Source organism: Streptomyces sichuanensis, from assembly GCF_020328095.1.
Classification (GTDB): Bacteria; Actinomycetota; Actinomycetes; order Streptomycetales; family Streptomycetaceae; genus Streptomyces; species Streptomyces cinnamoneus.
On sequence record NZ_JAIXMK010000057.1, the window covers coordinates 38,504 to 61,712 of the forward strand.

Sequence of the window (23,209 nt, forward strand, 5' to 3'; positions counted from 1 at the left end):
GCGCTGTACACGCGCATAGACGCCAAAAACGTAAGTCTATACGACCACTCGCATCATTATGCAGATGGGTCCGGTGTCCGGTGACTCAGGCGCCCGGCACCGGGTCCCGCTCGACGGGACAGCTCATGCAGCGCGGACCGCCGCGGCCCCGGCCCAGTTCGCTGCCGGGGATGGTGATGACCTCGATCCCGTGCTTGCGCAGGAAGGTGTTGGTCGTCGCGTTCCGTTCGTAGGCAACCACCACCCCGGGCTCTATGGCCAGCACGTTGCAGCCGTCGTCCCATTGTTCGCGCTCGGCGGCGTGGACGTCCTGCCGGGCGGTGAGCACCCGAATGGAATCCAGGCCCAGGGCGGCGGCTATCGCGCGGTGCATGTGCTCGGGCGGGTGGTCGGTGACCTTCAGCTCGCGCTCGCCGACGCCCGGCTCGATGGTGTACGAACGGAGCATGCCGAGCCCCGCGTACTGGGTGAAGGTGTCGCCGTCGACCATGGTCATCACGGTGTCCAGGTGCATGAACGCGCGCGTCTTGGGCATGTCCAGCGCCACGATCGTGCGGGCCGAGCCCGCCGCGAACAGCCCGCGGGCCAGCATCTCCACCGCCTGCGGGGTGGTCCGCTCGCTCATGCCGATCAGCACCGCGCCCTCGCCGATGACGAGCACGTCACCGCCCTCGATGGTGGAGGGGTAGGCCGACTGGCCGTCGCACCAGATGTGGAAGCCGCCCTGGGCGAAGAGGGGGTGGTGACGGTAGACGGCCTCGTAGTGCATGGTCTCGTGCCACCGCGCGGGCCACCGCATGGCGTTGACGGACACGCCGTCGTAGATCCAGGCCGAGGTGTCGCGGGTGAAGAGGTGGTTGGGCAGCGGATTGAGCAGGAAGTCGTCCATGTCCATGACGTGGAAGCGGACCGAGACCGGCTCGGAGTGCCGCGCCAGGAACTCCCGCTTGGTCATCCCCCCGACGAGCCACGAGGCCAGCTCGCCCACCGGCATCCCGTCGAACGCGGCCCGCAGGTGATCGGTGGCGAGGGGGCCGTACTCCTTCTCGTCGAACACCCGGTCGAGAACGAGTGCCCGCGCGGCCGGCACCCGCAGGCTCTCCTCCAGCAGGTCCTGGAAGAGGTGCACCTCCACGCCGCGCTCGCGCAGCACGTCGGCGAAGCCGTCGTGCTCGGCGCGGGCGCGGCGCACCCAGAGCACGTCGTCGAAGAGGAGAGCGTCCTTGTTGGACGGCGTGAGCCGCTTCAGCTCCAGGTCGGGGCGGTGCAGGATGACACGGCGCAGCCGCCCGGCCTCGGAATCGACATGGAATCCCATCCCCCCATCCTGACCTGAACCCGCCGTGATCACTCGGCACCGACGACGGAAGCCTGGGGCGGACGGGGAGCGGATGGCGGGGGCCGCCGGGTTGGGGGGGTGCCCGGTGGGGCATCCGGTGGGGGGTGGAGTCAGCAGGACGGCGTGAGGGCGAGCGACGCGGCAGCCTCCCAGACGAACCCGTCCAGGTCGGTGAAGGCGTCGGCGGTGCTGCCGAGGACGATGCGGTGCGAGCCCGTGCCGTCGGCGGGGACGCCGAGGTCCTTGGCCAGGGCGCGACGCTTGTACAGCGCCAGCTTGACGGGGCTGGACTGACCGGGGGCGAACTCGACGTACTTGCCGCCGAAGCTCTTGGCCACGGTCAGGCCCCGCCCGGCGTAGAACTGCTTGGTGGCCTTCACGGCCTCGACGCCGAGCAGCAGGACGATCTCGTCGATCTCGCGGGTGTCGGGGCCGGTGTCCTTCTTCGCCGAGGTCGCGATCTTCCAGATCGTCCCGTCCGGGGCCTGGACGACGCCGCCGTAGCCCCACAGCGACTTCGCGGCGGGCTTCAGGACCGTGGCACCGGCGTCCACGGCGGCGCCGACGAAGCCGTCGACGGTGGCCGGCCCGGGCACCGTGATCCCCAGGGTGAAGCCGCGGAATCCGGTGGAGGGCGCCTCGGACTTCCGCAGGCGCAGGTACGTGTCCACGCCGAAGGCGCTGTAGAAGCGGCGGGCGGCCTCGGGGTCGGCCACCTCAAGGGTGACGGACGTGAGGGACGTGGCGGCTGCGGTGGGAGTGGTGGTTGCCATGACCATCACGCTAGGGGCGGTGCGGCGCCCGGGGCTTCTCGATTCCTGACCGGTCTTGAGACCTGCTTCGCCACGCACGCCGGCATCCCCTCCACCGTGATCGCCGGCCCCGCGTCGCGGGCTGTACCCGCGGCATCCGCAGGGTCGGCCGTCGCCTCCGCCGCCTGGCGCCGGAAGGCCCCGGGCGGCATGCCGACCAGCTCGGTGAAGCGGGTGGTGAACGTTCCCAGCGACGCGCAGCCGACCGCGAAGCAGACCTCGGTCACGCTGAGGTCGCCCCGCCGCAGCAGCGCCGTCGCCCGTTCGATGCGACGCGTCATCAGGTACGCGTACGGCGACTCACCGTAGGCGGCCCGGAACTGCCGGCTCAGGTGCCCGGCGGACATGTTCACAGCATGGGCGAGCGCCTCCACGTTCAGCGGCTGCGCGTATTCCCTGTCGATCCGGTCGCGGACGCGGCGCAGCCGCGCAAGATCAGCCAGGCGTTGCGCCTGGACGCGTGCACGCCGCCATTCAGGCTCACACATGAGAACCCTCCCCTTCGTCGTTCGGTCGGGCCCCACGATGTCGGCCCGCACGGCCGCATCGATACCCGCCCAGCTCAGCGCAGCTCCTGGATGCGGACCAGGTTGCCCGCGGGGTCGCGGAACGCGCAGTCGCGGACGCCGTACGGCTGCTCGGTCGGCTCCTGGACGACCTCGGTATCACCGGCCTGCACCTTCTCGAACGTGGCGTCTAGGTCCGGGGTGGCCAGCATGATCCACCCGTAGGTTCCCTTGGCCATCATCTCGGTGATCGTCCGGCGTTCGTCCTCGGTGATGCCGGGATCGACGGCAGGCGGCACCAGAAGGATCGACGTGCCCGGCTGACCGGCCGGGCCGACCGTGATCCAGCGCATCCTGCCCTGCCCGACATCGCTGCGGACCTCGAAGCCGAGGACGTCGCGGTAGAAGGCGAGCGACGCGTCCGGGTCGTCGTGCGGAAGAGAAGTCGTGTGAATGGTGATGTCCATGATGAGCAGGCTAGAGGCGGCTCCGTGACCGCGCTTCTCGATTCCTGATCGATCCGGATTACACCAGCGCGGCCTCCAGCGGGAGCTGACCCCAGGACGGACTGCGCGCCGTCGAGGCCAAGGGCGGCAAGGGCGGGCTACCCTCCCTGCGCGTCGCCGTCCCCGCCGTGCACCGCCAGCTCCCCGCCCGCTGCCGGCCGCTCGACGGCACCCAGGGCGTCGCGGCGGTCCCGGCCCAGCACAAGGCCCGTCGCGAGGACGAGACCCCGAGGCCGGGCCTCGGCGTGGTGGCGGCTGGCCCGGTCGGGGGGCGCGCCGGCCACCAGCGGAGGCCGATCCTGACCGGAGGCCGGCTCCGGCCGAGACCGGACCCCGCCGGACCGGGCCCCGCCGGGCCGGCCCCCGGTCGGGCTCGGGTCCTGACCGCTCGGCCCGGGGCGCGGGGCCGAGGCCGGGCCGGGCCGCGCCCCCCCCCGGGGGGCGGGCCTCGGCCGTGGTGGTGGCCGGCCCCGGCCAGGGGCGGGCCGGAGGGGGCGGCTACAAGCGGGGGTCCACCGGTTCGGATTCCAGGGCCAGGACCGCGAAGACCGCCTCGTGGATCCGCCACAGGGGCTCGCCCGCCGCCAGGCGGTCCAGGGCCTCCAGGCCGAGCGCGTACTCGCGCAGGGCCAGGGAGCGCTTGTGGCCGAGGTGACGTATGCGCAGGCGGGAGAGGTTCTCCGGGCGGGTGTAGTCCGGCCCGTAGATGATGCGCAGGTACTCCCGGCCCCGGCACTTGATACCGGGCTGGACGAGCCTGCCGTCCTCGCCCCGGACATGGGACCCGAGCGGCTTGACGACCATGCCCTCGCCACCGGCGGCGGTCATCTCCAGCCACCACCGCGTGCCCTCGGCCACGGACGCCTCGTCCCCGGTGTCGACCAGCAGCCGACGCGTGGGAGCGAGCACCCCGGCACCGTCCGCCTCGACGAGCCGGTCGATCAGCGCCAGCTGCTCGTCGTGCGGCAACGCGGCGAGGCTGCGCCCCTGGGCGGCCAGGATCTGGAACGGCGCCAGACGGATGCCCTCCAGGCCGTCCTCCCCGCTGCCGCCCACCGGCCAGCAGTAGCGCCCGTACGCCTGCGTGAAGGCCGCGGCGTCCTCCGCACGCTCACGCTGGCGGTCGAGCAGGGCCGAGACGTCCACGCCGCGCGCCGCGGCCGCCTCCAGCGCGGCGAGCGCGCCGGGGAAGGCCGTACGGGCGGCGGCGCCCACGGCCGCGTACTGGTGACGGAGCAGACCGGTCGCCTTCAGCGACCACGGCATCAGCTCCGCGTCCAGCAGCAGCCAGTCCGTCTCCAGCTCCTCCCACAGGCCGGCACCGCCGACGGCCTCGCCCAGCCGGCCCAGCAAGCGCCCCGCCAGGCCGGCGTCGTCGAAGAACGGCCGCCCCGTACGGGTGAACACCGCCCCGGGAAGCCCCTCGGCCGCGCCGAAGCGTTCGCGCGCCGTCTCCTCGTCCCGGCAGACGAGCACCACCGCGCGGGAGCCCATGTGCTTCTCCTCGCAGATCACCTGCCGCACCCCGTCCGCGCGGTACGCGGCGAACGCCTCGGCCGGGTGCTCCAGGTATCCCTCCTCCTTCGAGGTGGCGCAGGGGGCCATGGTCGGGGGCAGGTAGACGAGCTGCCGGGGGTCGACGGCGAAGCGGCTCATGACCTCCAGGGCCGCCGCGGCGTTCTCCTCCCTCACCGCCACCCGGCCCAGGTGCCGGGTCTCCACGACGCGGCGCCCGGTGACGTCGGCGAGGTCGAGCGGACGGCCGTCCGCGCCGCCGGGCGCCTCGGCGGCCAGCGGCTTCACGGGCTCGTACCAGACCTGCTCGGCGGGTACGTCCACGAGCTCGCGCTCGGGCCAGCGCAGCGCCGTCAGCTTGCCGCCGAAGACGGCGCCGGTGTCCAGGCAGATGGTGTTGTTGAGCCAGGTGGCCGAGGGCGTCGGCGTGTGGCCGTACACGACGGCAGCGCGGCCCCGGTAGTCCTCCGCCCAGGGGTAGCGCACGGGCAGCCCGAACTCGTCCGTCTCCCCCGTCGTGTCGCCGTACAGGGCGTGCGAGCGGACCCGTCCGGAGGTGCGGCCGTGGTACTTCTCGGGCAGTCCGGCGTGGCACACGACCAGCTGCCCGCCGTCGAGGACGTAGTGGCTGACGAGCGAGTCGATGAAGGCCCGCGCCTTCTCGCGGAACTCCGGTTCCCGCTGCGCCTCGCGCTCCATCTGCTCGACCGTCTCGGCCAGACCGTGCGCCACCTTGACCTGCCGGCCGCCCAGGAACCGGGCCAGCTTGTTCTCGTGGTTGCCGGGGACGCACAGGGCGTGCCCGGCGGCGACCATGCCCATGACCAGGCGCAGCACGCCGGGGCTGTCGGGGCCTCGGTCGACGAGGTCGCCAACGAAGACGGCGGTGCGCCCCTCGGGGTGCACGGCGTCCACCGGGCGGCCGGACCCGTCGCGGACGAGGTCGTAGCCCAGTGCGGTGAGCAGGCTCTCCAGCTCGGAGCGGCAGCCGTGGATGTCGCCGACGATGTCGAAGGGGCCCGTCAGGTGCCGCAGGTCGTTGAACCGGCGCTCGCGGACGACTTCGGCCGCCGCGACCTTCTCGACGCCGCGCAGCACGTGCACCTTGCGGAAGCCCTCGCGTTCCAGGTGCTTGAGGGAACGGCGCAGTTCGCGCTGGTGGCGCTGGATGACGCGGCGGGCGACACCGGCCCGGTCGGGGCGGGCGGCGTTGCGCTCGGCGCAGACGTCCTCGGGGATGTCGAGGACGATGGCGACGGGCAGCACGTCGTGCTCGCGCGCCAGCCGTACGAGCTGCTTGCGGGCCTCGGGCTGCACGTTGGTCGCGTCGACCACGGTCAGCCGGCCGGCCGCGAGCCGCTTGCCGACGATGTAGTACAGGACGTCGAAGGCGTCCTTGCTGGCGCTCTGGTCGTTCTCGTCGTCGCTGACGAGCCCGCGGCAGAAGTCGGACGAGATGGTCTCGGTCGGCTTGAAGTGGCGTGCGGCGAAGGTGGACTTGCCGGAGCCGGTGGCACCGACGAGGACCACGAGGGACAGGTCGGGGACGGCGACGGTGGTGCTCGTCGTGGTCATACGGCTTCCGCCTCCTTCGGGGTCTCGTGGGTACGGGTCGTGTCGCGCCGGTGGCGCTGGTTCTCCAGGCCGCGCTGGTCCTTCAGGTCATGCTTGTCGTGCTCGCTGCCCTTGGCGGGCGTCTCGTGCTGGTCGCGCCGGTGAAAGACGGCCATCTGGGTCGGCGGCCCCACCTCGGGGTCGTCCGGGCCCACCGGTATGAACTCCACTGCGTATCCGTGCCGCTCGGCGACCTTCGCGGCCCAGTCACGGAACTCCTCGCGGGTCCACTCGAAGCGGTGGTCCGCGTGGCGCACGTGGCCGGCCGGGAGGCTCTCCCAGCGAACGTTGTACTCCACGTTCGGGGTGGTCACCACGACCGTCGCCGGTCGGGCGGCGCCGAAGACCGCGTACTCCAGTGCGGGCAGCCGGGGCAGGTCGAGGTGCTCGATGACCTCGCTGAGCACGGCCGCGTCGTACCCGTTCAGCCGCCGGTCGGTGTAGGCGAGCGAGCCCTGCAGCAGGGCGACGCGGGCGGCCTGCCGCTCCGGCATCCGGTCCAGGCGCAGCCGCCGCGAGGCTTCCTTCAGCGCGCGGACGGAGACGTCCACGCCGACGATCTCGGTGAAGCGCACGTCCTTGAGCAGCTCCCCCACCAGCTGACCCTGCCCGCATCCGAGGTCGAGCACCCGCGCCGCGCCGGCCTTGCGCAGGGCGTCGACGATCGCCGCGCGCCGCTGCACGGCCAGGGGGACGGGCCGCTCCTCGGTGTCCTCCTTCTCGTCGACCGCGTTGTCGAGCTCCTCGGCCTCGGAGTCGTCGGCCTCGGCGAGCCGGGCCAGGGCGAGGCGTTCGAGCGCGTCCCGGGTCAGGGACCAGCGACCGGCGAGGTAGCGGCTGGTGATCAGGCGCTGTTCGGGGTGGCCCTCCAGCCACCCCTCGCCGTGGCGCAGCAGCTTGTCGACCTCGTCGGGCGTCACCCAGTAGTGCTTGCCGTCGTCGAGGACGGGCAGCAGCACGTACAGGTGGCGCAGCGCGTCGGACAGCCGGAGCTCGCCCTCCAGCACCAGCGAGACGTACCGCGATGCGCCCCACTCGGGGAACCGCTCGTCCAGCGCCACCGGCCGGGCCGTCACCGTCCATCCCAGTGGCGCGAAGAGCCGCTCCACCAGCGCCGCGCCTCCGCGGGCCGGAAGGACGGGCACCTCGATGCGCAAGGGCTGTTCCTGCCCCGGCAGTTCCGGACGGGCCGCGCACTGTCCCTTGACGGCGCTGGAGAAGACGCTGCCGATGGCCACGGCCAGCAGCGAGGAGGCCGCGTAGGGGCGGTCGTTGACGTACTGGGCCAGTGCCGTATCCGGCGCGCCGCCCCGGCCCTTGTCCTTGCCGCGACGGACCAGGGCCACCGAATCGACCTCAAGGAGCAGCGCCGCCGTGCAGCGCTCCGCGCTCGCCTCGGGGTAGAGGACATGCGCGGTGCCATGGGAAGTGGAGAACTGCTGCGCCTTGCCGGGATGTTTGTGCAGCAGAAAGCCGAGGTCGGTAGCGGGACGTCCGGGGGTGCCGAAGGCACTGATCGTCAGGAACACAGGAGCGATTGTCTCCTGACCCCTCCGAAGAGACGACCTATTTTCCCCCGCACATCCACCCCCCGGAAAGGGAGGGGCCGATACCGCGGGCGATAATTGTGTGATCAGCCGGCCCCGGTCGTGCCCGCGGACTACAGTGCTGCGCCTGTCGATCCCGCCACCGCCGGAGCCCTCATGCCCGCCATCTCGCAGGACCCGCCCCATCCCTACGCCACGACGGTGTCGCGGCCCCGGCGTGGGTGGCAGCATCCGGCACTGTGCATCACGCTGCTCGTGCTTTTCCCGCCGGCCGGCATTCTGCTGGCGTGGCTGGGCCGTTGGTCCACGCGTAAAAAGATCGTCGTCAGTGTGGTGTCCGGCCTCTGGTTTCTCTTGCTTCTCATATCCGATCCCCCGGACGAGAAAAAGGCACATCGTGCGGATTCGAAGCCGGCAGCCACGGAAAAGGCCACGCCGTCCGCCACCACCACGGCCTCGCCCTCCCCGTCGTCGAGCCCCGGTCCGCAGACGCCGAGCGCGGTGAACCCCACCGACGGCGAGGCGTCCAAGGACATTACCCACCTGCTCCCCGGCAGCCGGAACTCCACGCTGCACCCGACACCTACCGCAGCCACCGCCCCGGCCCGCCGGGCGGACCAGCGGGGCGACCACCCGGCGGACGAGGACACCTCCGGATCCCACTCCGGTGCCCAGAGCGGCGCTGCCCGCTCCAGGACGTCCGGCGGCACCGGCGATGCGGAGGGCAGCCCCTCGGGAGATTCCGGCTCCCGGGGCTCCGGTGACAGCGGTGGCACCGGCTCCGGCGGCAGCTCGTCCTCGGGCGGAGGCGGCGGAGCCACCACCGTGCGCGGCGGCTCCTTCTGCGCTCCTCAAGGGGCCACCGGGGTCACCGCCAAGGGCACCCCCATGGTCTGCGGCCCCGGCTCCGACGGCCGCAACCGCTGGCACGCCGCTTAGTGCCCCCGCGCGGGGGCGCTCACCCCTCGGCCTCCACCAGTGCCGCCAGCTCGGCAATCCGCTCCGAGCCCACGCGGCAGCAACCGCCGATGAGGCGGGCACCCGCGGAGCGCCAGGCGCCGAGCCGGGTGGCGTCGAACGTGGCGCGTCCCTTCCAGTCCCGTGCTTGCGCATCCCATCCCTCCCCGCTGTTCGGATAGACCACCACCGGCTTGCCCGTCACCCGGGCCGCGACCTCCACGGCCCGGTCCGCGTCGGCGGGCTCGCAGCAGTTGACCCCGACCGCGACGACCTGGTCGTCGTCCGCGGCCACCGCGAACGCCTCGGACAGCGGCTGGCCGGCGCGCGTGCCGGTATCGCTCACGCTGTACGAGAGCCAGACCGGCACTCCGCAGCCGCGCACCGCCCGGAGCAGGGCCCTGGCCTCGTCCGTGTCGGGAACGGTCTCCAGGGCCAGCACATCCGGGCCGGCCGCCGCCAGGGCCTCGATCCGCGGGCGGTGGAAGCGCTCCAGCTCCGCCACGGTCAGGCCGTAGCGGCCCCGGTATTCGCTCCCGTCGGCGAGCATCGCCCCGTACGGGCCGACGGACGCCGCGACCCACACCTCCTGCTCGGCCCGGCCGGCGGCCCGGCGCGCCAGCTCCACGCTGCGCCGCAGCAGCGCGGCCGCCGGCTCCGGACCCATGCCGCGCCGGGCGAAGCCCTCGAAGGTGGCCTGGTAGCTGGCGGTGATGAGCACCCGGGCGCCGGCCCGGACGTACGCCGTGTGGGCCGCCTCGATCTGCTCGGGTGCGTCGGCGAGCAGCCGGGCCGACCACAGCTCGTCGGACAGGTCACAGCCCTGGGCCACCAGCTGGTTGGACAGTCCGCCGTCCAGGACGAGCGGGCCGCGCGCGAGCGCGTCGGCGAGGGGGGTGGTGGGCGGGGACATCACAGGGGCTCCTCCAGCACTCCGGCACCGCGCCGGCCGCGGCCCGGGCCCCCATCCTGCACCTTCGAACACCCGTCAACCCGCGACCCTCCACCCCGCCCGACTCACTCCGGCCGGGTGAAAACACCCGGGCACGGCCGGCCGGCGGAGTATCCGCCAGTGTCCCGGCGCGGCCGGAGATCGTTGGCTCGGGCGGAGCCGGACCGCCCGGCCCGCGCACCGGTGTTCGCTGCCGGGGGCGTCGAACGCAACGCCGCCCGCCCCCCGTGGGAGGGCGAGGGCCGAGGAGGCCACCATGACCCAGGAAGCCGTGCCCGACGAGGCCGTGCCCAACCAGGCCGCTTCCCAGCAGCAGGGCGCACCCAAGGGCCTGCTGCAGCAGATGGAGGAGCTGATGGCGGCGCTCAACGCCGATCTGACGCAGCTCGACGCCGACCTTCAGTCGTCGGAGCGGCCGTCCGCGGCCGGGCGGACCGCCGAGGGGACCACGGACCAGGGCGGCGCCGGCACCGACTGACGACACCCACAGCACCACCGGCGCGGCCAGGCCCGCGCCCGCGTTCCACGCCGTCCTTCTCATGCGGCACCTCCCCGCTCCCGCAGGGCGAGCCGTCTCAGCAGCCCGCCGATCCGGTCGGCTGTCTCGTCGGCGGCGTCGATGCCTTCTATGCACTGCCAGTACACGGCGTCCTCCTCGCAGGCGCAGGCGACGCCCACCAGGGCTATGCCCACCTCGCCGAGGAGCTCGCCGAGTCCGGTCAACACCGTCCAGGGATCGCGCACTTCGGTGAGCTGCGCGGCCCGTAAGCCTCCGGCGCACAGCGCCGCGCGGCCCAGCGCGCCGGAGGCCCGGCCGCCGGCCTCGCCGAGACCCCGGGCCGCGGAACGCGCCTCGAAGGGCCCGTGCACCGCGAGATGACTGCCGACGGCCTCCGCCAGTGCCTGCGCCTGCCACGCCTCGACGACGACCTCCTGCACCGTCCTGGCCTGCGCCAAGGCGCGTCTCGTGGCCTCGATCAGCCGCGCTGCCTCCATGACCGTCCCCCATGCTTTTCCGTCCACCCGCTCTCACTACCCAGAGTGATGACTAACCGCCGGAAAAGGAAGGGGAATTCAGAAATCTGTGGATACCAGGTGCGGTGTGGATAACCCCATCACTCCGGAGAGTGACCGACGTCCTCGCCCCCGCCCTCTCCGGCAACCCGGCCCAGTGCCGGAAATCGCCGCTCATTTCGGTCGATCTTCGCCGACAGCGCCGCCAGCACGTCGATCCCCAGCACGTCGCAGAACTGCAGCAGGTAGGCCAGGACGTCGGCGACCTCGTCCTCCACGCGCCCCGCGGTCTCCGGGGTCTCCATCACCCGCGCCGACTGCTCGGGCGTCAGCCACTGGAAGATCTCCAGCAGCTCGGACGCCTCGACGCTCAGCGCCGAGGCCAGGTTCTTGGGCGTGTGGAAGGGCTGCCAGTCGCGCTCCGCCGCGAACGCGGCCAGCCGGCGCTGCAGCGCATCGAGGTCGGGGGTCTTACCCTCGGGAGTCCTACGGGGGTGTTCGGTCACGCCCCCAGGTCTACCATCGACGCCCCGGCCACCTCCTCCGCAGCATCAGCCACCGCTCCCCGCACCGTCCCCACCAGCCTGATGTGCCCCCGCTCGCACATCCGCGCCGCCAGCCGCAGCAGTTCACGGGCCTGCCGCGGGTCGAGGCAGCGGTCGAGTCCGTCCGCCAGGATCGTCAGCACCTGCCGGGCCGGCAGCACCTCGGCCGCCTGGTCCATCGCCAGCACCCCCGGCCCCGTCAGCAGCACAAGACACAGGGCCAGATAGCGCAGCTCCCCGTCGCCCAGGTGTTCCAGGGGCGTCGCCGACCCCGTCTGCCGGGCCAGCACCGCCCGGACGAAGCCGCCCTCCAGCCCCTGGACCGACACCCCGTCGACCCGGCCCCGGCACCCGGCACCCGCCGCCGTGACCAGCGCCGCGTGGCGCGTGACGCATTCGCTGCGGGTACGTCCGAGCACCGCGGCAACGTTGTCGCACGCCCCGCGCAGCAGCCCGTCGCGCGCGGCGACGGGGGCGCGCATCAGCTCGGGCCGCGGGTCGCAGGGAAAGACCGACCGCAGCGCCACCACGACCTGCTCGGCCGCGTCCAGCACCATCCGCTGCCCGGCCGTCTTGCCCGCCACCCGCAGCGGCAGCAGTGCGGTGCCCAGCCGGTCGTCGGGCAGCGGGGCCCGGGTCACGGGCACGGACCCCGCCGTGTGCCAGGCCGCCTCCACCCTGGGCAGTCCCGGGTCGCGCAGGGCGGTGGAGAGCAGCGTGCGCCCCGAACCCGTCAGCCGCTCGCCGACCACCCGGACTTCCGGCTCCGCCTGCACGGCCACGTCGAGGCGGACCGGCCCTGCCGGGCCCTCCACCGTGCAGCCGATGCGGAAGCCGCGCCGCCCCTGCTCGTCGGGCCTGGCCTGATGGGGCACGCAGGCCGTGGCACCGCCGGCCACGGGCGCGAGCGCCTCGTCGAGGGTGTCGCCTCCGGCGAGCCGGGCGAGGGCCTCGTACGCCTGGAGGGCGCTGGACTTGCCGCTGCCGCTCGGCCCTCGGAACAGCGTCAGCGGGCCGAGCGGGTAGACGGCGTTGCGGTGCGACTTGAAGGCGGAGAGCCGCAGTTCGGTCACGGCGGGGCGCTGAAGCTGGGTGGCTGCGTCCATGCCCGGACCGTATGTGCCGACCCCTCAGCCAAACCGTTTCAGCTGATCATTCTTCCTACGATCGGGGTACGACGAGGCCACCTCCGTCCCTTCGGGCGCGAGCAGAAAGACATTCGTGTCGACCCGGTGCATACCGCTGCCCAGCCCGAAGACGACTCCGCTGGAGAAGTCCAGGATCCGCTTGGCGACGTCGGAGTCGGCGTTGGTGAGGTCCAGCAGCACCGGAATGCGGGCGATCAGATACTCGGCGACTTCGCGTGCGTCCGCGAAGACCTGCACGCGCAGCACGACGAGCCGCCGCGTGTTCTGCTCGGGCTCCTCCTCGGGCAAGGCCCGGTGGTCGGGCCATGACGGCCATGTCTGGTGTCCGCGCAGCGGGACGACCTGGGCCAGTCCCTGCCACTGTTCGTCGGTGGCCTCGGACCTGTTCACCGGATCACACCCTTCCGGGGAACGTGCTGGCTATGTACATCCCGCGATTCTAGGGATAAACACCCCCGTTAGGCCCAATGACACGCGCCCGTCCGACCCAATGACGTCACCCCGGGGGTGGCTGTACCGGCGCGCCGCTCACGGGGCGGCGGGCGCGGGCGGCCGGTGGTCCACGGTGTCGGCGAAGACCTGCACGGCACGGGTCCGCAGCGCCCGGTGGAGCCGCAGCAGGTGCCGGATCTCGCGGTGCACGGTGGACTCGCTGGCCTGCACGTCCGGCAGGAGGTCCTTGTCGAGCTCGTGGTGCAGCTTGCTCGCGCCGGCCAGCGCGTCGCGCCGCGTGGCCTCGATCCAGCACGCCACGGCGACGAGCCGCTCCCCTTCGTCCCGGCCCTTGGCCCCTTCGCCTTCGTCCTGGCCGTTGGCTCCTTCGGCCCGGCTGTTGTCCTGTTCGGCCCGCTCGCCGGACCCCTCGGCCTGCCCGCCGGACCCCTCATCCCGCCCGCCGCGCGCGTGGCGCGCCGCCTCCTGCAGCAGCTGCGGCGAGGCCCAGCCGTCGTGCAGGAACGTGATGCTGTCACGGATGTCGATGACGCGCTGGTGGAGCTGCTCCCAGGGGTTGGTGAAGGTCAGCAGGTCCGCGGTGCGCGAGCGCGGGGTGAGGACGACGAGTTCGGGCGTGGCCTGCCGGAGCAGCATCCACAGGCCGTACAGACGCTGCCGGCGGTACCAGTACAGGGCCGCCCGCCGCAGCGGTTCGAGTGCCGCGAGAGAGCATCCGAGGGCGACGAGGACGAAGCGGGTGAACGAGCACCAGAAGCCGACCAGGGCGAGCGTCGGCGGCGCCTCGGTGAACCACCGGATGGCGCGGATCACCAGGTAGGGCAGCTCGGCGGTGGTGCCGACGGCGAGCGCCAGCATGCTCAGCCGCAGGACGGGACTGCGCATGGTGATGCCGTGCCGCCAGAACAGGGCGCCGGCGCCCACCGCCGTGACCAGGCCGAAGGTGATCCAGGCAACCGCGTACCCGGCCCACCAGCCGTGGGCCTGTGCCCCGAAGCGGTCGGGCGCCGGGGTGACGACGAAGAAGGCCACGGCGAGCGCCGCCATGATGGCCGCGCTGACGGCCGGTGCGCGGCGCAGCCAGGCGGGCGTGGCGTGGCCGGCCCGGTGCAGTGCCACTGCGAACCACCAGACGGCGGCGAAGTCGGTGAGCGCCACCAGGGCGACGGAGAGCTCGCCGGCCTTGGCCACGCCGGTGGTGCTGTCGAGCCACTTGCCCACCGGGGCCTGAATCATCAGCGAGCCGGTGGCCAGCACCAGCAGCACGATCCAGACCGGGCGTTGGGGGGCGCGCCAGAGCGCGGATATGCGGAGGACCAGAACGGCCCAGACGATGAAGAGGATGAGCCCGCGCAGGCTCTCCACCCAGTCCGGCACATTATGCAAAGCCGGCTCCGAGCAGTTGTTCCGCACGCCGCTCCACTGCGCTGACGCCCGTCGGCTGCAGCTGGCCCGCGCGCTTCAGGACCATGGTGGAGAACGTCTCGGCGAGCTCCTCCTCGGCGTTGCTGCACGCCTTGCCGCCCGCGGTCTGTTCGGCTTGCCCGTCGCCGGCCGCGCGTTCCGCCTGGGACTCGTCGAGCAGCTCTTCGGGCGACTTGCCGTGCCCGGCCAGCATGTGGCAGATCTCGTGCAGGACGATGTGGTCGCGGTAGTAACCGGTGGCCGAGGAACGGTAGATGATGCGGTCCCCGGACCCGTCGTCGAACCACAGCCCGAAGGGCATGGCCGGCAGGTCCATCGGATGCAGGGTCAGGGGCCGGCCCCGCTGCTGGGACAACGCGCGGCACAGCGCTTCGATGTCCCACGGGCGGGGAAGCTCGGGGAGTTGTGTGACGAGCTCTTCGGCGACGGCCCGCACATGCTTACCAGTCATGGGCTTACCTCTTCCTTGCGTGGGCGGGCATCGCCGACTCATCTCTCTCCGATGGGGTGCGCGAAACGTCCTGGCTGGCGCCGGAAATCATCCCCCGACGCGTTCGCGTCCCACCCGGTGACTCCCCCAAGTCCCCCCGCCCGTCCGATCAGCTGTTCAACTGTACATCCCGGTGGACACTTGGGGAATGATCTGATAGCCGTCGGCCGTTCCGGCAGGTTACGTCGGTGCCAACACCCCCCGAACCACCCCCGAACCCTTTGGAGCGACGTCCGTGGACGATTCCCGTTCAGCCATCCGAGCCGCGCGCCTGTTCGACGGAAGCACCCTGCACACCGGCCCGGTCATGGTTCTGGTCGACGACGGCCGCATCACCGACGTCGACCTCACCGGCGCCCTCCCCCCGGAGGGGGTGGCACTGACCGACCTGGGCGACGTCACGTTGCTCCCGGGGCTGGTCGACGCGCACAGCCACCTCGTCTTCGACCCGAGCGGTCCCACCGAGCACCAGATGGTGCACGACGAGGACGAGCTCGTGCTGGCCCGGATGCGCGAGCACGCCACGCGCGCGTTGCGGGCCGGCATCACGACCGTTCGCGATCTCGGCGACCGGGGTTATCTGTCCCTGCGGTTGCGTGACGAGTACGCCGCCGGTGCCGCGGGCCCGCAGATCGTGGCCGCCGGTCCGCCCATCACGCGCAGCGAGGGGCACTGCTGGTACCTCGGCGGGGAGGCCGACGGCAGCGAGCAGGCGGTGGCCGCCGTCGCCGCCCGGGCGGAGCGCGGCGTCGACCTCGTGAAGATCATGGCGACCGGGGGCATGTCCACGCGCGGCTCGAACCCCGGCGGCGCGCAGTACGGCCTTGCGGAGCTGCAGGCCGTGACGCGCGCCGCGCACGAACGGGGCCTGCCCGTCACGGCGCACGCCCACGCGGCGGCCGGCATAGCCGACGCCGTCGCCGCGGGGGTGGACGGCATCGAGCACTGCACGTTCATGACGCCGTCCGGAGTGCGGCGCGACGAGAAGACGGTGGAGGCGATGGCGGCGGCCGGCACGTTCGTCGGCTGCACGGTCGTCAGGCCGCGCGAGGGCATGCCCGCCGACGTGCTGGCGACCATCGAGCCGTACTGGGAGAACCAGGCGTACATGCACCGCAACGGCGTGCGCGTCGTCTGCTGCACCGACGCGGGCATCAACCCGCACAAGCCGCACGACGTGCTCCCCAGCGACCTGGTCTACTTCGCCTCACAGGTCGCCACGAACACCGAGACGCTCGTGTCGGCCACCTCGCTCGCCGCGGAAGCCTGCGGTCTGGGGCACCGCAAGGGGTGCATCGCACCGGGCTACGACGCCGACCTGCTGGCCGTGGCGGGCAACCCCGTTCACGACATCAGGGCGATAGGCGAGGTCCGTGCGGTCCACCGCGCCGGCCGTCCCGTCCTGCGCGGGGCGACGGCCACCGGCTGAGCCCGGCCGCCACACTTGAGGCGCCGCCACGTCGGCCCGCACCATCGGCGGCCCCGTGGGCGCCCCGAACCGCCTGCCGGAATCGGTGCGCGAACTCTGCGGGCACGCGGTCACCAGCGGCATGCACCAGTACCGACCCGGGACGGTGCACCCCGCTCGATGTGAGCCAGGGCGAACCTTCAAGTGCACATCGAACCAGTTCCAGTTGCGCCCGGTATCTGGCAAAGTGTGGGTGGCCCACAGCCTGTCGGCGGTCGAGCGGGCGCATTCACCGATGCCAGGCAAGAGGGGGACAGCAGCCCATGAACGGGGAGAAGGACGACGATGTCCGACGCCCACTGACGGCGGCCGAGAAGCTCGATCACCTGCTCATCGTGCGTGCCGAGTCCAGCGGGGACGGCAAGCCGTCCTGCAAGGCGCTCGCGGCAACCTCGCGGCCCTCTCCCCCGAGGGCAGGCGCATGGCCGCGGAGATGATCCGCCGGCTCCGCGACCTGGAACAGGGCGCGAGGAAGCCCCCGTCCTCATCCCCCGCATGAACCCCAGTGGTGGCATGATGCGACGCGGGTACGAGGTCGTGTGCCCTCCTGTCCCGACGAGTCACGGAGAGCGGACCGACATGCACTGGAGGCGGCTGCGTCGGCAGTGCGAGAAGGTGATCGGCGAAATCCCTCTGCCGGAACCCTTCTCCGCCCAGGAACTCTGCACCCGCCTCGCGGCGGAACGCTCCCGCCCGCTCCACCTGTTGCCCTTGCCCACGCCCACCGCCCCCGGCACGCCCTCGGGCATGTGGCTGGCGACCGAGCGCGCCGACTACGTCTTCTACGACGAGCAGACCAGCCCCCTGCACCAAGAGCACATCATCATGCACGAGATCGGCCACATGGTGTGCGACCACCGCTCGGGCATCGACGACTTGCGGCTCTACCGGCACATCGACATCACGGACCCGCAGTCCATCCGGCAGGCGCTGCCCCGCCTGCGCTACTCGGACCAGCAGGAACAGGAGGCGGAGATGATCGCCACCCTGATCCTTGAAGCCGTGGGCCGCCTGCCGACCCCGTCGCGGCTCTCGGGGATGCTGGCCGGACTGGAGTCCGCGATGGGCCTGCGCGGCCACCGCGGTACGGGGGCGTCATGTTCGCATGGTTAGAGACCTCCGGCATCGCGGCGCTGTGGGTGGTCGCCCTCGCCCGCGCCCCACACGGCCTGCGCAACCGCTTCCAGCGCCCGCTGTGGCTGGCCATCGTCATGATCGCGCTGGCGATGTCGATGCACCTGGAGCCCGTCACGGCCGCCCTGGCGCACGTCGTGCCGGACGAGCACTGGATCGACCTGACCAAGCACCTGTTCAGCATCGTGGACGCGGCCGCAGTGCTGTGGTTCATCCTCGGCGCCGCCGACCGAAGCCGCCACACCACCCCGGTGTTCGGCACCGCAGCGGCCGTCATGGCCGCGCTGGTGCTGCTGGACCTGTCCGCTCCCCCGCACGCCCGCAACCAGATCGCCCCCGACCCGGCGACACCGGGCGTCCCGGACGCCTACTGGTGGCTCTTCTTCCTCTTCCACCTGCTCGCGGACACCACCTGCGGCATCGTGTGCTGGCTCTACGGCCGCCACGGCACCCCCCGGCTGCTCCGCCTGGGCCTGCGGCTGTTCGGCACGGGCACCCTGCTGGCCTCCCTGCTCTGGGTGCTCAAGCTGGTCTACCTGCACACCCGGTCGCCGGACCTCGGCCCGCTCTTCTCCCCCGTCACCGGCGCGGAAGCCTGGTTCATGGCGGTCGGCGCCGCCCTGCCCGTCGCCCTGCAACTGCGCACCCGACGCGACCACCGGCGGACCTACCGCGGCCTTGCCCCCCTGTGGCGCGACCTCACCTCGGCCAGCCCCGACGTCGTCCTCAGACCGGACAACCGCCTGTCCGCCCTCGCGATGCCGCTGCAACTGCGGCTGTACCGGCGGGTGATCGAGATCAGGGACGCGATGATCGTGCTGCGCAACTACGTCACCCCCGCAACCCTGGACGCGGTGCGCCGGCACGTCGCCGCGCAGGACGTCCCCGTCCATCTCGTCGAGGCCCACGTCACCGCCTGCTGGCTCTCCGCGGCACTGGACGCCAGACGCAACGGCCACGCCCCGCAGTCCCAGACGGTCAACCTCGTCGGCCCGGCCGCCGCCGACCTCGACGAGGAGACCGCCAACCTCCTGCACGTGGCCGCCGCCTACCGCTCCCCGTCCACCGGGACGTACCGGGAGTCGCTTGCGGGGGCGGTGTAGGGCGGGGGTGGCGGACCCGCGCAATCCGAGCGCTGCAGCGTCCTGTTCCGTTCCGGACCACCGCACGGTTGCAACCTCCTGGCCGACGTGCCGGGCGTCGTGGCGCGGCCCGTTTCCGGCCGCCGTAGTCCATGAGCCCTCGACGGACGCAAGTCGGCATTCGCGGGCTACCATCGCCCACAGTCAGGCAGTTGCACGGAACAGCGTCAGTGGAACGGTGCGTCAGGGAGAATGACATGTCGCGGGATGCGCGCGGGCACAGGAAACTCGCTCTCTTGCGAAGGCTCGGCACGCCGTTGGCGCGCACAGGAGAGACTTCGGACGCGACCGCCGTCTCCCCGGCGCAGCAGCAGGTCCGCAAGGGGGACCTCAAGCGACTGCGCAGGGCTTCGGAAGCGGTCCTGGCCAGGCTGGACCTGCCCGCCGGGTGCGATATCGCCACGCTCACGGAGCGGCTCAGCGCGGACCGCAACCGCCCGATCCGGCTCCTGGAGTTCCCCATGGGGGCGGAGTCGCCCTGCGGCATGTGGCTGGCCACGGACGTGGCCGACATCATCGTCGTCGAGGCGAACACCAGCCGGCTGCATCGTGATCACATCATCGCCCACGAGCTCGCGCACATGCTGTGCGGGCATCGCGACTCCACCGGTCCGGACCCGACGGGGCTGGCGCGCCTGTTCCCGAATCTGGACCCCCGGCGCGTGCGCGAGATGCTCGGGCGAACGAGCTACTCCAATGCGGAGGAGCAGGAGGCGGAAACCGTCGCCTCCCTCCTCCTCGAACGGGTCACGCGCCCTCCGAAGGAGTCCCGCTGGGACGTCCCGCCCGTCGACGCCGAGACCGTCGCGCGCATCGACCACTCCCTCAATCCCGGCCATGCCGGCTGACGTCCCGGCCCCGGCCGGGGCCCGCCCGCAGCGCCGTTCTCACGTCCTCGGCCTGCGGCGACGGCAGGAGGAGTCATGACCGACGTGAAGGCCGTGGTGTTTCCCGCATGCGCGACCCTGTGCGCGCTGGCCTTCCTCTACAAAGTGCGCGACGTACGGCGCCAGCGGGACGACCCGGCGCTGCGGGCACTGCTCGTCGCCTTCTCCTGCAAGGGCGTCTCCTTCACACTCTCCACGCCGCTCGTCGCGTTGAAGGTGGACGACGCCCTGGGCGTGCGCGACCTGGGGGCGCTGGGCATCCATCTCTTCGGCGGGGTGGCCTCCAGCGCTGCGTTCCTCACCGCGATCGTCTACTGGGTGTACCCGCGCGAGGAGGCCCGCCGCCGGGCGCTCGTACGGCTGACGGCCGCAGTCACGGTGGCGGTGGTGATGGTCGGTCTGTGGATCGCGGCGAAGCACGGGAGCCAGCAGCGCAGCGCCCATTACCTCCTGCAGAACGCACACCGCCCGGTCGTGGCCACCTATCTCCTGCTGTACGTCAGCGCCTTCGGCTCGGGCATGATCGAGATCATCCGTCTGTGCCTCCGGTACGGGCGGGTGGCGGGGCGGCAGTGGCTGCGCAGGGGGCTGCACACCACGGCGATCGGCGCGAGCGCGTGCCTCATCTACTGCCTCAACCGCCTGCTCGCCCTGATCACGGTGCAGTGCGGGCTCGACCCGCTGGAGTGGGAGCTGCTGACGCCGGTCACCAACGGCACGGGCATCTTCTTCCTGGTGGCGGGTCTCACCATGCCCTCGTGGGGTCCGCGGGTGTCCGACGGGCGGCGTCTGGCCCGTAACTTCGTCACGTACCAGCGGCTGTATCCGCTGTGGAGCGCGCTGTCCACGGCGATCCCCGACATCACGCTCAACCCCGAGCCGGCCAACCGCCTCGCCCGTCTCCTGCCGGGTGACATCAACTTCCGGCTCTACCGCAGGGTCATCGAGATACAGGACGGCCTGCTCGCCCTGCGGCCCTACATGGACGAAGACGTCATTGCCACCGCCCGGCGGTCGGGACAGGAGGCGGGGCTGTCCGGGGACGACCTGCGGGCACAGGTGCAGGCCGTCTCGCTGGCAGCGGCCCTGCGCGCGAAGGGCGACGACCGGCAGCATCCGGGCGGCCGGCCCACGTCCCTCGGCCCGGACACCACCGAGGGTGGTTACGCCGACGAGGTGGCCTGGCTCCTGAAGGTCGCCCGGGCGTACACCGCCCTCCCATCCGCTGAGAACACTGAGACCACTGAGAGGACCACTCGATGAAGTACCGCAGGCTCGGGGCCGACGGGCCGGAAGTGTCGGCGATCGGCCTCGGTTGCATGGGCATGTCGATCGCCTACGGCGTTCCCGACGAGGAGGAGTCCCAGCGCACCCTGGACCGCGCCCTGGAGATGGGCGTCACCCTGCTCGACACCGCGGACGCCTACGGACAGGGCCTCAACGAGGAGCTGGTGGGCCGCTGGCTCCGCCGGCACGCCGGGGAGCGGGAACAGGTCGTGGTGGCGACCAAGTTCGGCCTGCGTCACGACGCGGCCACCGGCCGGGTGGGCGACGTCGACACCTCGGCCGCCTACGTCCCGGTCGCCTGCCATGCCTCCCTGCGCCGCTTGGGCGTCGACTGCATCGACCTCTACTACGCGCACCGCAGGAACCCCGACACCCCCGTCGAGGAGACGATGGGCGCCCTGTCCCGTCTGGTGGACGAGGGGCTGGTGCGTCATGTCGGCCTGAGCGAGGTCAGCGCCGACACGCTCCGCAGGGCGCACGCCGTCCATCCCGTCAGCGCGGTCCAGGTCGAGTACTCGCTCTTCACCCGGAACGTGGTGGAGGGCGCGCTCCTCGACACCTGCCGGGAACTGGGAATCGCCGTCGTGGCCTACTCCCCCCTGGGACGCGGCATGCTCACCGGGGCGCTCTCCTCCCGCGACGACCTGGCCCCGCACGACAACCGGCGGCGCTGGCCGCGGTTCGCCGACGACGCCATCGGCCGCAACCTGGCGCTCGTCAAGGCCGTGGGCGACGTCGCCGCACGGATCGGCTGCTCCCCGGCCCAGGCGGCACTGGCCTGGCTGCTGGCCCAGGGAGACGACATCGTCCCCATCCCCGGCACCAAGCGCCGCCGCTACCTGGAAGAAAACACCGGCGCCGTCGACCTGCACCTGACCCCCGGCGACCTCGCCCTCCTGCGCGAGGCCGTACCGGAGGAAGCAGTGACCGGCGAACGCTACCCGGCCCAGGCACTGGAACGGCTCGGGCACTGAGGCGCCGCCGCCCGGCTCGCCTGCGGTGTGCGGGGGAGCCGGGGGGTGGGGTCGGGCTGAACGTGCGCCAGCGGGCCGTCAGGCGTCCTTGGGCACTGGCTTCAGGATCGCCACGCACTCCACGTGGTGCGTCATCGGGAACAAGTCGAACGCGCGCAGCTTCACCGGCTTGTAACCCTCCTCCGCGAAGTACTTGAGGTCGCGGGCCAGGGCCGCCGGGTCGCAGGCCACGTAGGCGATGCGGCGGGCGCCCAGCGATGCCAGGTGGCGGACCGTCTCCTTGCCGGCGCCTGCGCGCGGGGGGTCCAGGACGATGATGTCGGCGCTGTCGATGCGGGTGCGCGGGAGGACCTGTTCGACCTTGCCCTGTTCGATGCGGACGCGGTCGAGGTCCTGGAGGTTGTGGCGGGCGTCCTCCACCGCGCGCTTGCCGGACTCGATGCCGAGCACCGCGCCCTTCTCGCCCACGCGCTCGCCCAGGGCGCCCGCGAAGAGGCCCACGCCGCAGTAGAGGTCGAGGGCCATGTCGCCCTTGCGCGGCATCAGGCCCTGCATCACGGCCTGGACGAGGGTGTCGGCCGCCTGGGGGTGGACCTGCCAGAAGCCGCCCTCGCCGACGCGGTACGTGCGCTCGTCCGCGCGCTCGCGGACGAAGGGGCGGCCGTGGACGCGGTGGACCTGCTTGTCCTTTTCGCCCACGCGCATCACCGACACCGGCTTGTCCAGTTCGACGATCGGGAGGCGGCCGCCCGGCTTGGGGGTGAGGATCACCTGGCGGTCGGCGGAGCCGGAGGCGGCGATGGCCTCGACCGTGGCGATCTGCGGCCACTCGCGCTTCTCGATGCCCAGCTCGCTGACGCCGGGGGCGGCGATCATGCAGTGGTCGATGACCTGGACCTCGTGCGAGCGGTGCTTGCGCAGGCCCGCGTGGCCCTCGGCGTCGACGGCGTACTGGACGCGGGTGCGCCACGCCGGTACCTCGCCCGCCGGGAGCTTGTCGCCCTCGGCCGGCATGACGGTGCCGTCCCAGCCCGCGTCCTCGGGGGTGAGGCCCGCGAGGCGCTGGAGCTGTTCGGCGATGACCTCGCCCTTGAAGCGGCGCTGGGCGCCGGGCTTGGCGTGCTGCCAGTCGCAGCCGCCGCACTTGCCGGGGCCGGAGAAGGGGCAGGGAGCCTCGACGCGGTCCTTGGAGGCCGAGAGGATCTCCACGGCGTCCGCTCGCAGGAAGCGGGAGGTCGACTCGCCCTCGGTGATCCGGGCGATCACCCGCTCGCCGGGGAGGGTGTGGCGGACGAAGAGGACCCGGCCGGACTCGGTGCGGGCGACGCAGTGACCGCCGTGGGCGACCGGGCCGACCTCGACCTCGTACTCGTGACCGACCAGCGAGTCCTGCGATTCCTTGTGCATGCGGGTCGGCTCCAGATACGTCAAACGGGGTGAGGCGGGACAGCCGTCCAGTCTACGTCCCACCTCACCCCGTCGATGACCCACCGG

General features: G+C 72.3%; 23 protein-coding genes. 8 read left to right on the forward strand and 15 right to left on the reverse strand.

Annotation, left to right across the window (positions count from 1 at the left end; translation table 11 throughout):
- Positions 1 to 85 precede the first annotated feature (85 nt).
- The 7 genes from LE181_RS17990 to LE181_RS18020 form a co-directional block, all read right to left on the reverse strand.
- A complete protein-coding gene (locus LE181_RS17990) occupies positions 86 to 1,318 on the reverse strand; it encodes an arginine deiminase (protein WP_190110497.1) in 1,233 nt (410 codons plus the stop codon).
- A gap of 131 nt (positions 1,319 to 1,449) precedes the next feature.
- Positions 1,450 to 2,118: a VOC family protein gene (locus LE181_RS17995; RefSeq protein WP_225662345.1), complete on the reverse strand. Its 669-nt coding sequence runs from the start codon at positions 2,116 to 2,118 to the stop codon at positions 1,450 to 1,452.
- Positions 2,118 to 2,639 carry a helix-turn-helix transcriptional regulator gene (locus LE181_RS18000; RefSeq protein ID WP_225662314.1) on the reverse strand — a complete coding sequence of 174 codons (522 nt, stop codon included), beginning with the start codon at positions 2,637 to 2,639 and terminating at the stop codon, positions 2,118 to 2,120. The genes LE181_RS17995 and LE181_RS18000 overlap by 1 nt, the downstream gene beginning before the upstream one ends.
- Positions 2,640 to 2,713: 74 nt before the next feature.
- Positions 2,714 to 3,124, reverse strand: a complete 411-nt coding sequence (locus LE181_RS18005; RefSeq protein WP_225662315.1) for a VOC family protein — start codon at positions 3,122 to 3,124, stop codon at positions 2,714 to 2,716.
- 137 nt (positions 3,125 to 3,261) lie between these two features.
- Positions 3,262 to 3,447: a hypothetical protein gene (locus tag LE181_RS18010; RefSeq protein WP_225662316.1), complete on the reverse strand. Its 186-nt coding sequence runs from the start codon at positions 3,445 to 3,447 to the stop codon at positions 3,262 to 3,264.
- Positions 3,448 to 3,661: 214 nt separating this feature from the next.
- Positions 3,662 to 6,253 carry a polynucleotide kinase-phosphatase gene (locus tag LE181_RS18015; RefSeq protein WP_225662317.1) on the reverse strand — a complete coding sequence of 864 codons (2,592 nt, stop codon included), beginning with the start codon at positions 6,251 to 6,253 and terminating at the stop codon, positions 3,662 to 3,664.
- Positions 6,250 to 7,821, reverse strand: a complete 1,572-nt coding sequence (locus tag LE181_RS18020; protein WP_225662318.1) for a 3' terminal RNA ribose 2'-O-methyltransferase Hen1 — start codon at positions 7,819 to 7,821, stop codon at positions 6,250 to 6,252. The genes LE181_RS18015 and LE181_RS18020 overlap by 4 nt, the downstream gene beginning before the upstream one ends.
- 519 nt (positions 7,822 to 8,340) lie before the next feature.
- On the opposite strand from LE181_RS18020, the gene LE181_RS18025 reads away from it, so the two are divergent.
- The gene (locus LE181_RS18025; RefSeq protein WP_225662319.1) at positions 8,341 to 8,778 is read left to right on the forward strand and encodes a hypothetical protein; all 438 of its coding nucleotides are present in this window, start codon (positions 8,341 to 8,343) and stop codon (positions 8,776 to 8,778) included.
- A gap of 19 nt (positions 8,779 to 8,797) precedes the next feature.
- Here the strand turns inward: LE181_RS18025 and mmuM are convergent, their stop codons facing one another.
- A complete protein-coding gene (gene mmuM / locus LE181_RS18030; protein ID WP_225662320.1) occupies positions 8,798 to 9,709 on the reverse strand; it encodes a homocysteine S-methyltransferase in 912 nt (303 codons plus the stop codon).
- A 295-nt stretch (positions 9,710 to 10,004) separates the two neighbouring features.
- On the opposite strand from mmuM, the gene LE181_RS18035 reads away from it, so the two are divergent.
- A complete protein-coding gene (locus LE181_RS18035; RefSeq protein ID WP_225662321.1) occupies positions 10,005 to 10,226 on the forward strand; it encodes a hypothetical protein in 222 nt (73 codons plus the stop codon).
- Positions 10,227 to 10,285: 59 nt separating this feature from the next.
- Here the strand turns inward: LE181_RS18035 and LE181_RS18040 are convergent, their stop codons facing one another.
- The 6 genes from LE181_RS18040 to LE181_RS18065 form a co-directional block, all read right to left on the reverse strand.
- Positions 10,286 to 10,744, reverse strand: a complete 459-nt coding sequence (locus LE181_RS18040; protein WP_225662322.1) for a DUF6099 family protein — start codon at positions 10,742 to 10,744, stop codon at positions 10,286 to 10,288.
- A gap of 119 nt (positions 10,745 to 10,863) precedes the next feature.
- On the reverse strand, positions 10,864 to 11,268 hold the full coding sequence (locus tag LE181_RS18045; RefSeq protein WP_225662323.1) for a nucleotide pyrophosphohydrolase: 405 nt from the start codon (positions 11,266 to 11,268) through the stop codon (positions 10,864 to 10,866).
- Positions 11,265 to 12,413, reverse strand: coding sequence for an AAA family ATPase (locus LE181_RS18050; protein WP_225662324.1), 1,149 nt, complete (start codon positions 12,411 to 12,413; stop codon positions 11,265 to 11,267). The genes LE181_RS18045 and LE181_RS18050 overlap by 4 nt, the downstream gene beginning before the upstream one ends.
- 24 nt (positions 12,414 to 12,437) lie before the next feature.
- Positions 12,438 to 12,845 carry a cell division protein SepF gene (locus LE181_RS18055; protein WP_225662325.1) on the reverse strand — a complete coding sequence of 136 codons (408 nt, stop codon included), beginning with the start codon at positions 12,843 to 12,845 and terminating at the stop codon, positions 12,438 to 12,440.
- A 138-nt stretch (positions 12,846 to 12,983) separates the two neighbouring features.
- Positions 12,984 to 14,285 carry a DUF6545 domain-containing protein gene (locus LE181_RS18060; protein WP_308103151.1) on the reverse strand — a complete coding sequence of 434 codons (1,302 nt, stop codon included), beginning with the start codon at positions 14,283 to 14,285 and terminating at the stop codon, positions 12,984 to 12,986.
- Position 14,286: 1 nt separating this feature from the next.
- Complete coding sequence (locus LE181_RS18065) at positions 14,287 to 14,784, reverse strand: hypothetical protein (RefSeq protein WP_225662327.1); 498 nt, start codon at positions 14,782 to 14,784, stop codon at positions 14,287 to 14,289.
- Between the two features lie 274 nt (positions 14,785 to 15,058).
- Between LE181_RS18065 and LE181_RS18070 the strand changes: the two genes are divergently transcribed.
- From LE181_RS18070 to LE181_RS18095, 6 genes are all read left to right on the forward strand, one after another.
- Positions 15,059 to 16,252, forward strand: a complete 1,194-nt coding sequence (locus LE181_RS18070; protein WP_225662328.1) for an amidohydrolase family protein — start codon at positions 15,059 to 15,061, stop codon at positions 16,250 to 16,252.
- Between the two features lie 618 nt (positions 16,253 to 16,870).
- Positions 16,871 to 17,404 (forward strand): ImmA/IrrE family metallo-endopeptidase, encoded by a 534-nt coding sequence (locus LE181_RS18075; protein WP_225662329.1) that lies wholly within the window; start codon positions 16,871 to 16,873, stop codon positions 17,402 to 17,404.
- Positions 17,389 to 18,528: an MAB_1171c family putative transporter gene (locus tag LE181_RS18080; RefSeq protein WP_225662330.1), complete on the forward strand. Its 1,140-nt coding sequence runs from the start codon at positions 17,389 to 17,391 to the stop codon at positions 18,526 to 18,528. Before LE181_RS18075 ends, LE181_RS18080 begins: the two co-directional genes overlap by 16 nt.
- 296 nt (positions 18,529 to 18,824) lie before the next feature.
- On the forward strand, positions 18,825 to 19,415 hold the full coding sequence (locus LE181_RS18085) for a toxin (RefSeq protein WP_225662331.1): 591 nt from the start codon (positions 18,825 to 18,827) through the stop codon (positions 19,413 to 19,415).
- Between the two features lie 75 nt (positions 19,416 to 19,490).
- Positions 19,491 to 20,717 (forward strand): MAB_1171c family putative transporter, encoded by a 1,227-nt coding sequence (locus LE181_RS18090; RefSeq protein WP_225662332.1) that lies wholly within the window; start codon positions 19,491 to 19,493, stop codon positions 20,715 to 20,717.
- Complete coding sequence (locus LE181_RS18095) at positions 20,714 to 21,715, forward strand: aldo/keto reductase (protein ID WP_225662333.1); 1,002 nt, start codon at positions 20,714 to 20,716, stop codon at positions 21,713 to 21,715. Before LE181_RS18090 ends, LE181_RS18095 begins: the two co-directional genes overlap by 4 nt.
- A 78-nt stretch (positions 21,716 to 21,793) precedes the next feature.
- On the opposite strand, the gene LE181_RS18100 is transcribed toward LE181_RS18095, so the two are convergent.
- A complete protein-coding gene (locus LE181_RS18100; RefSeq protein WP_225662334.1) occupies positions 21,794 to 23,122 on the reverse strand; it encodes a class I SAM-dependent RNA methyltransferase in 1,329 nt (442 codons plus the stop codon).
- Positions 23,123 to 23,209 lie beyond the last annotated feature (87 nt).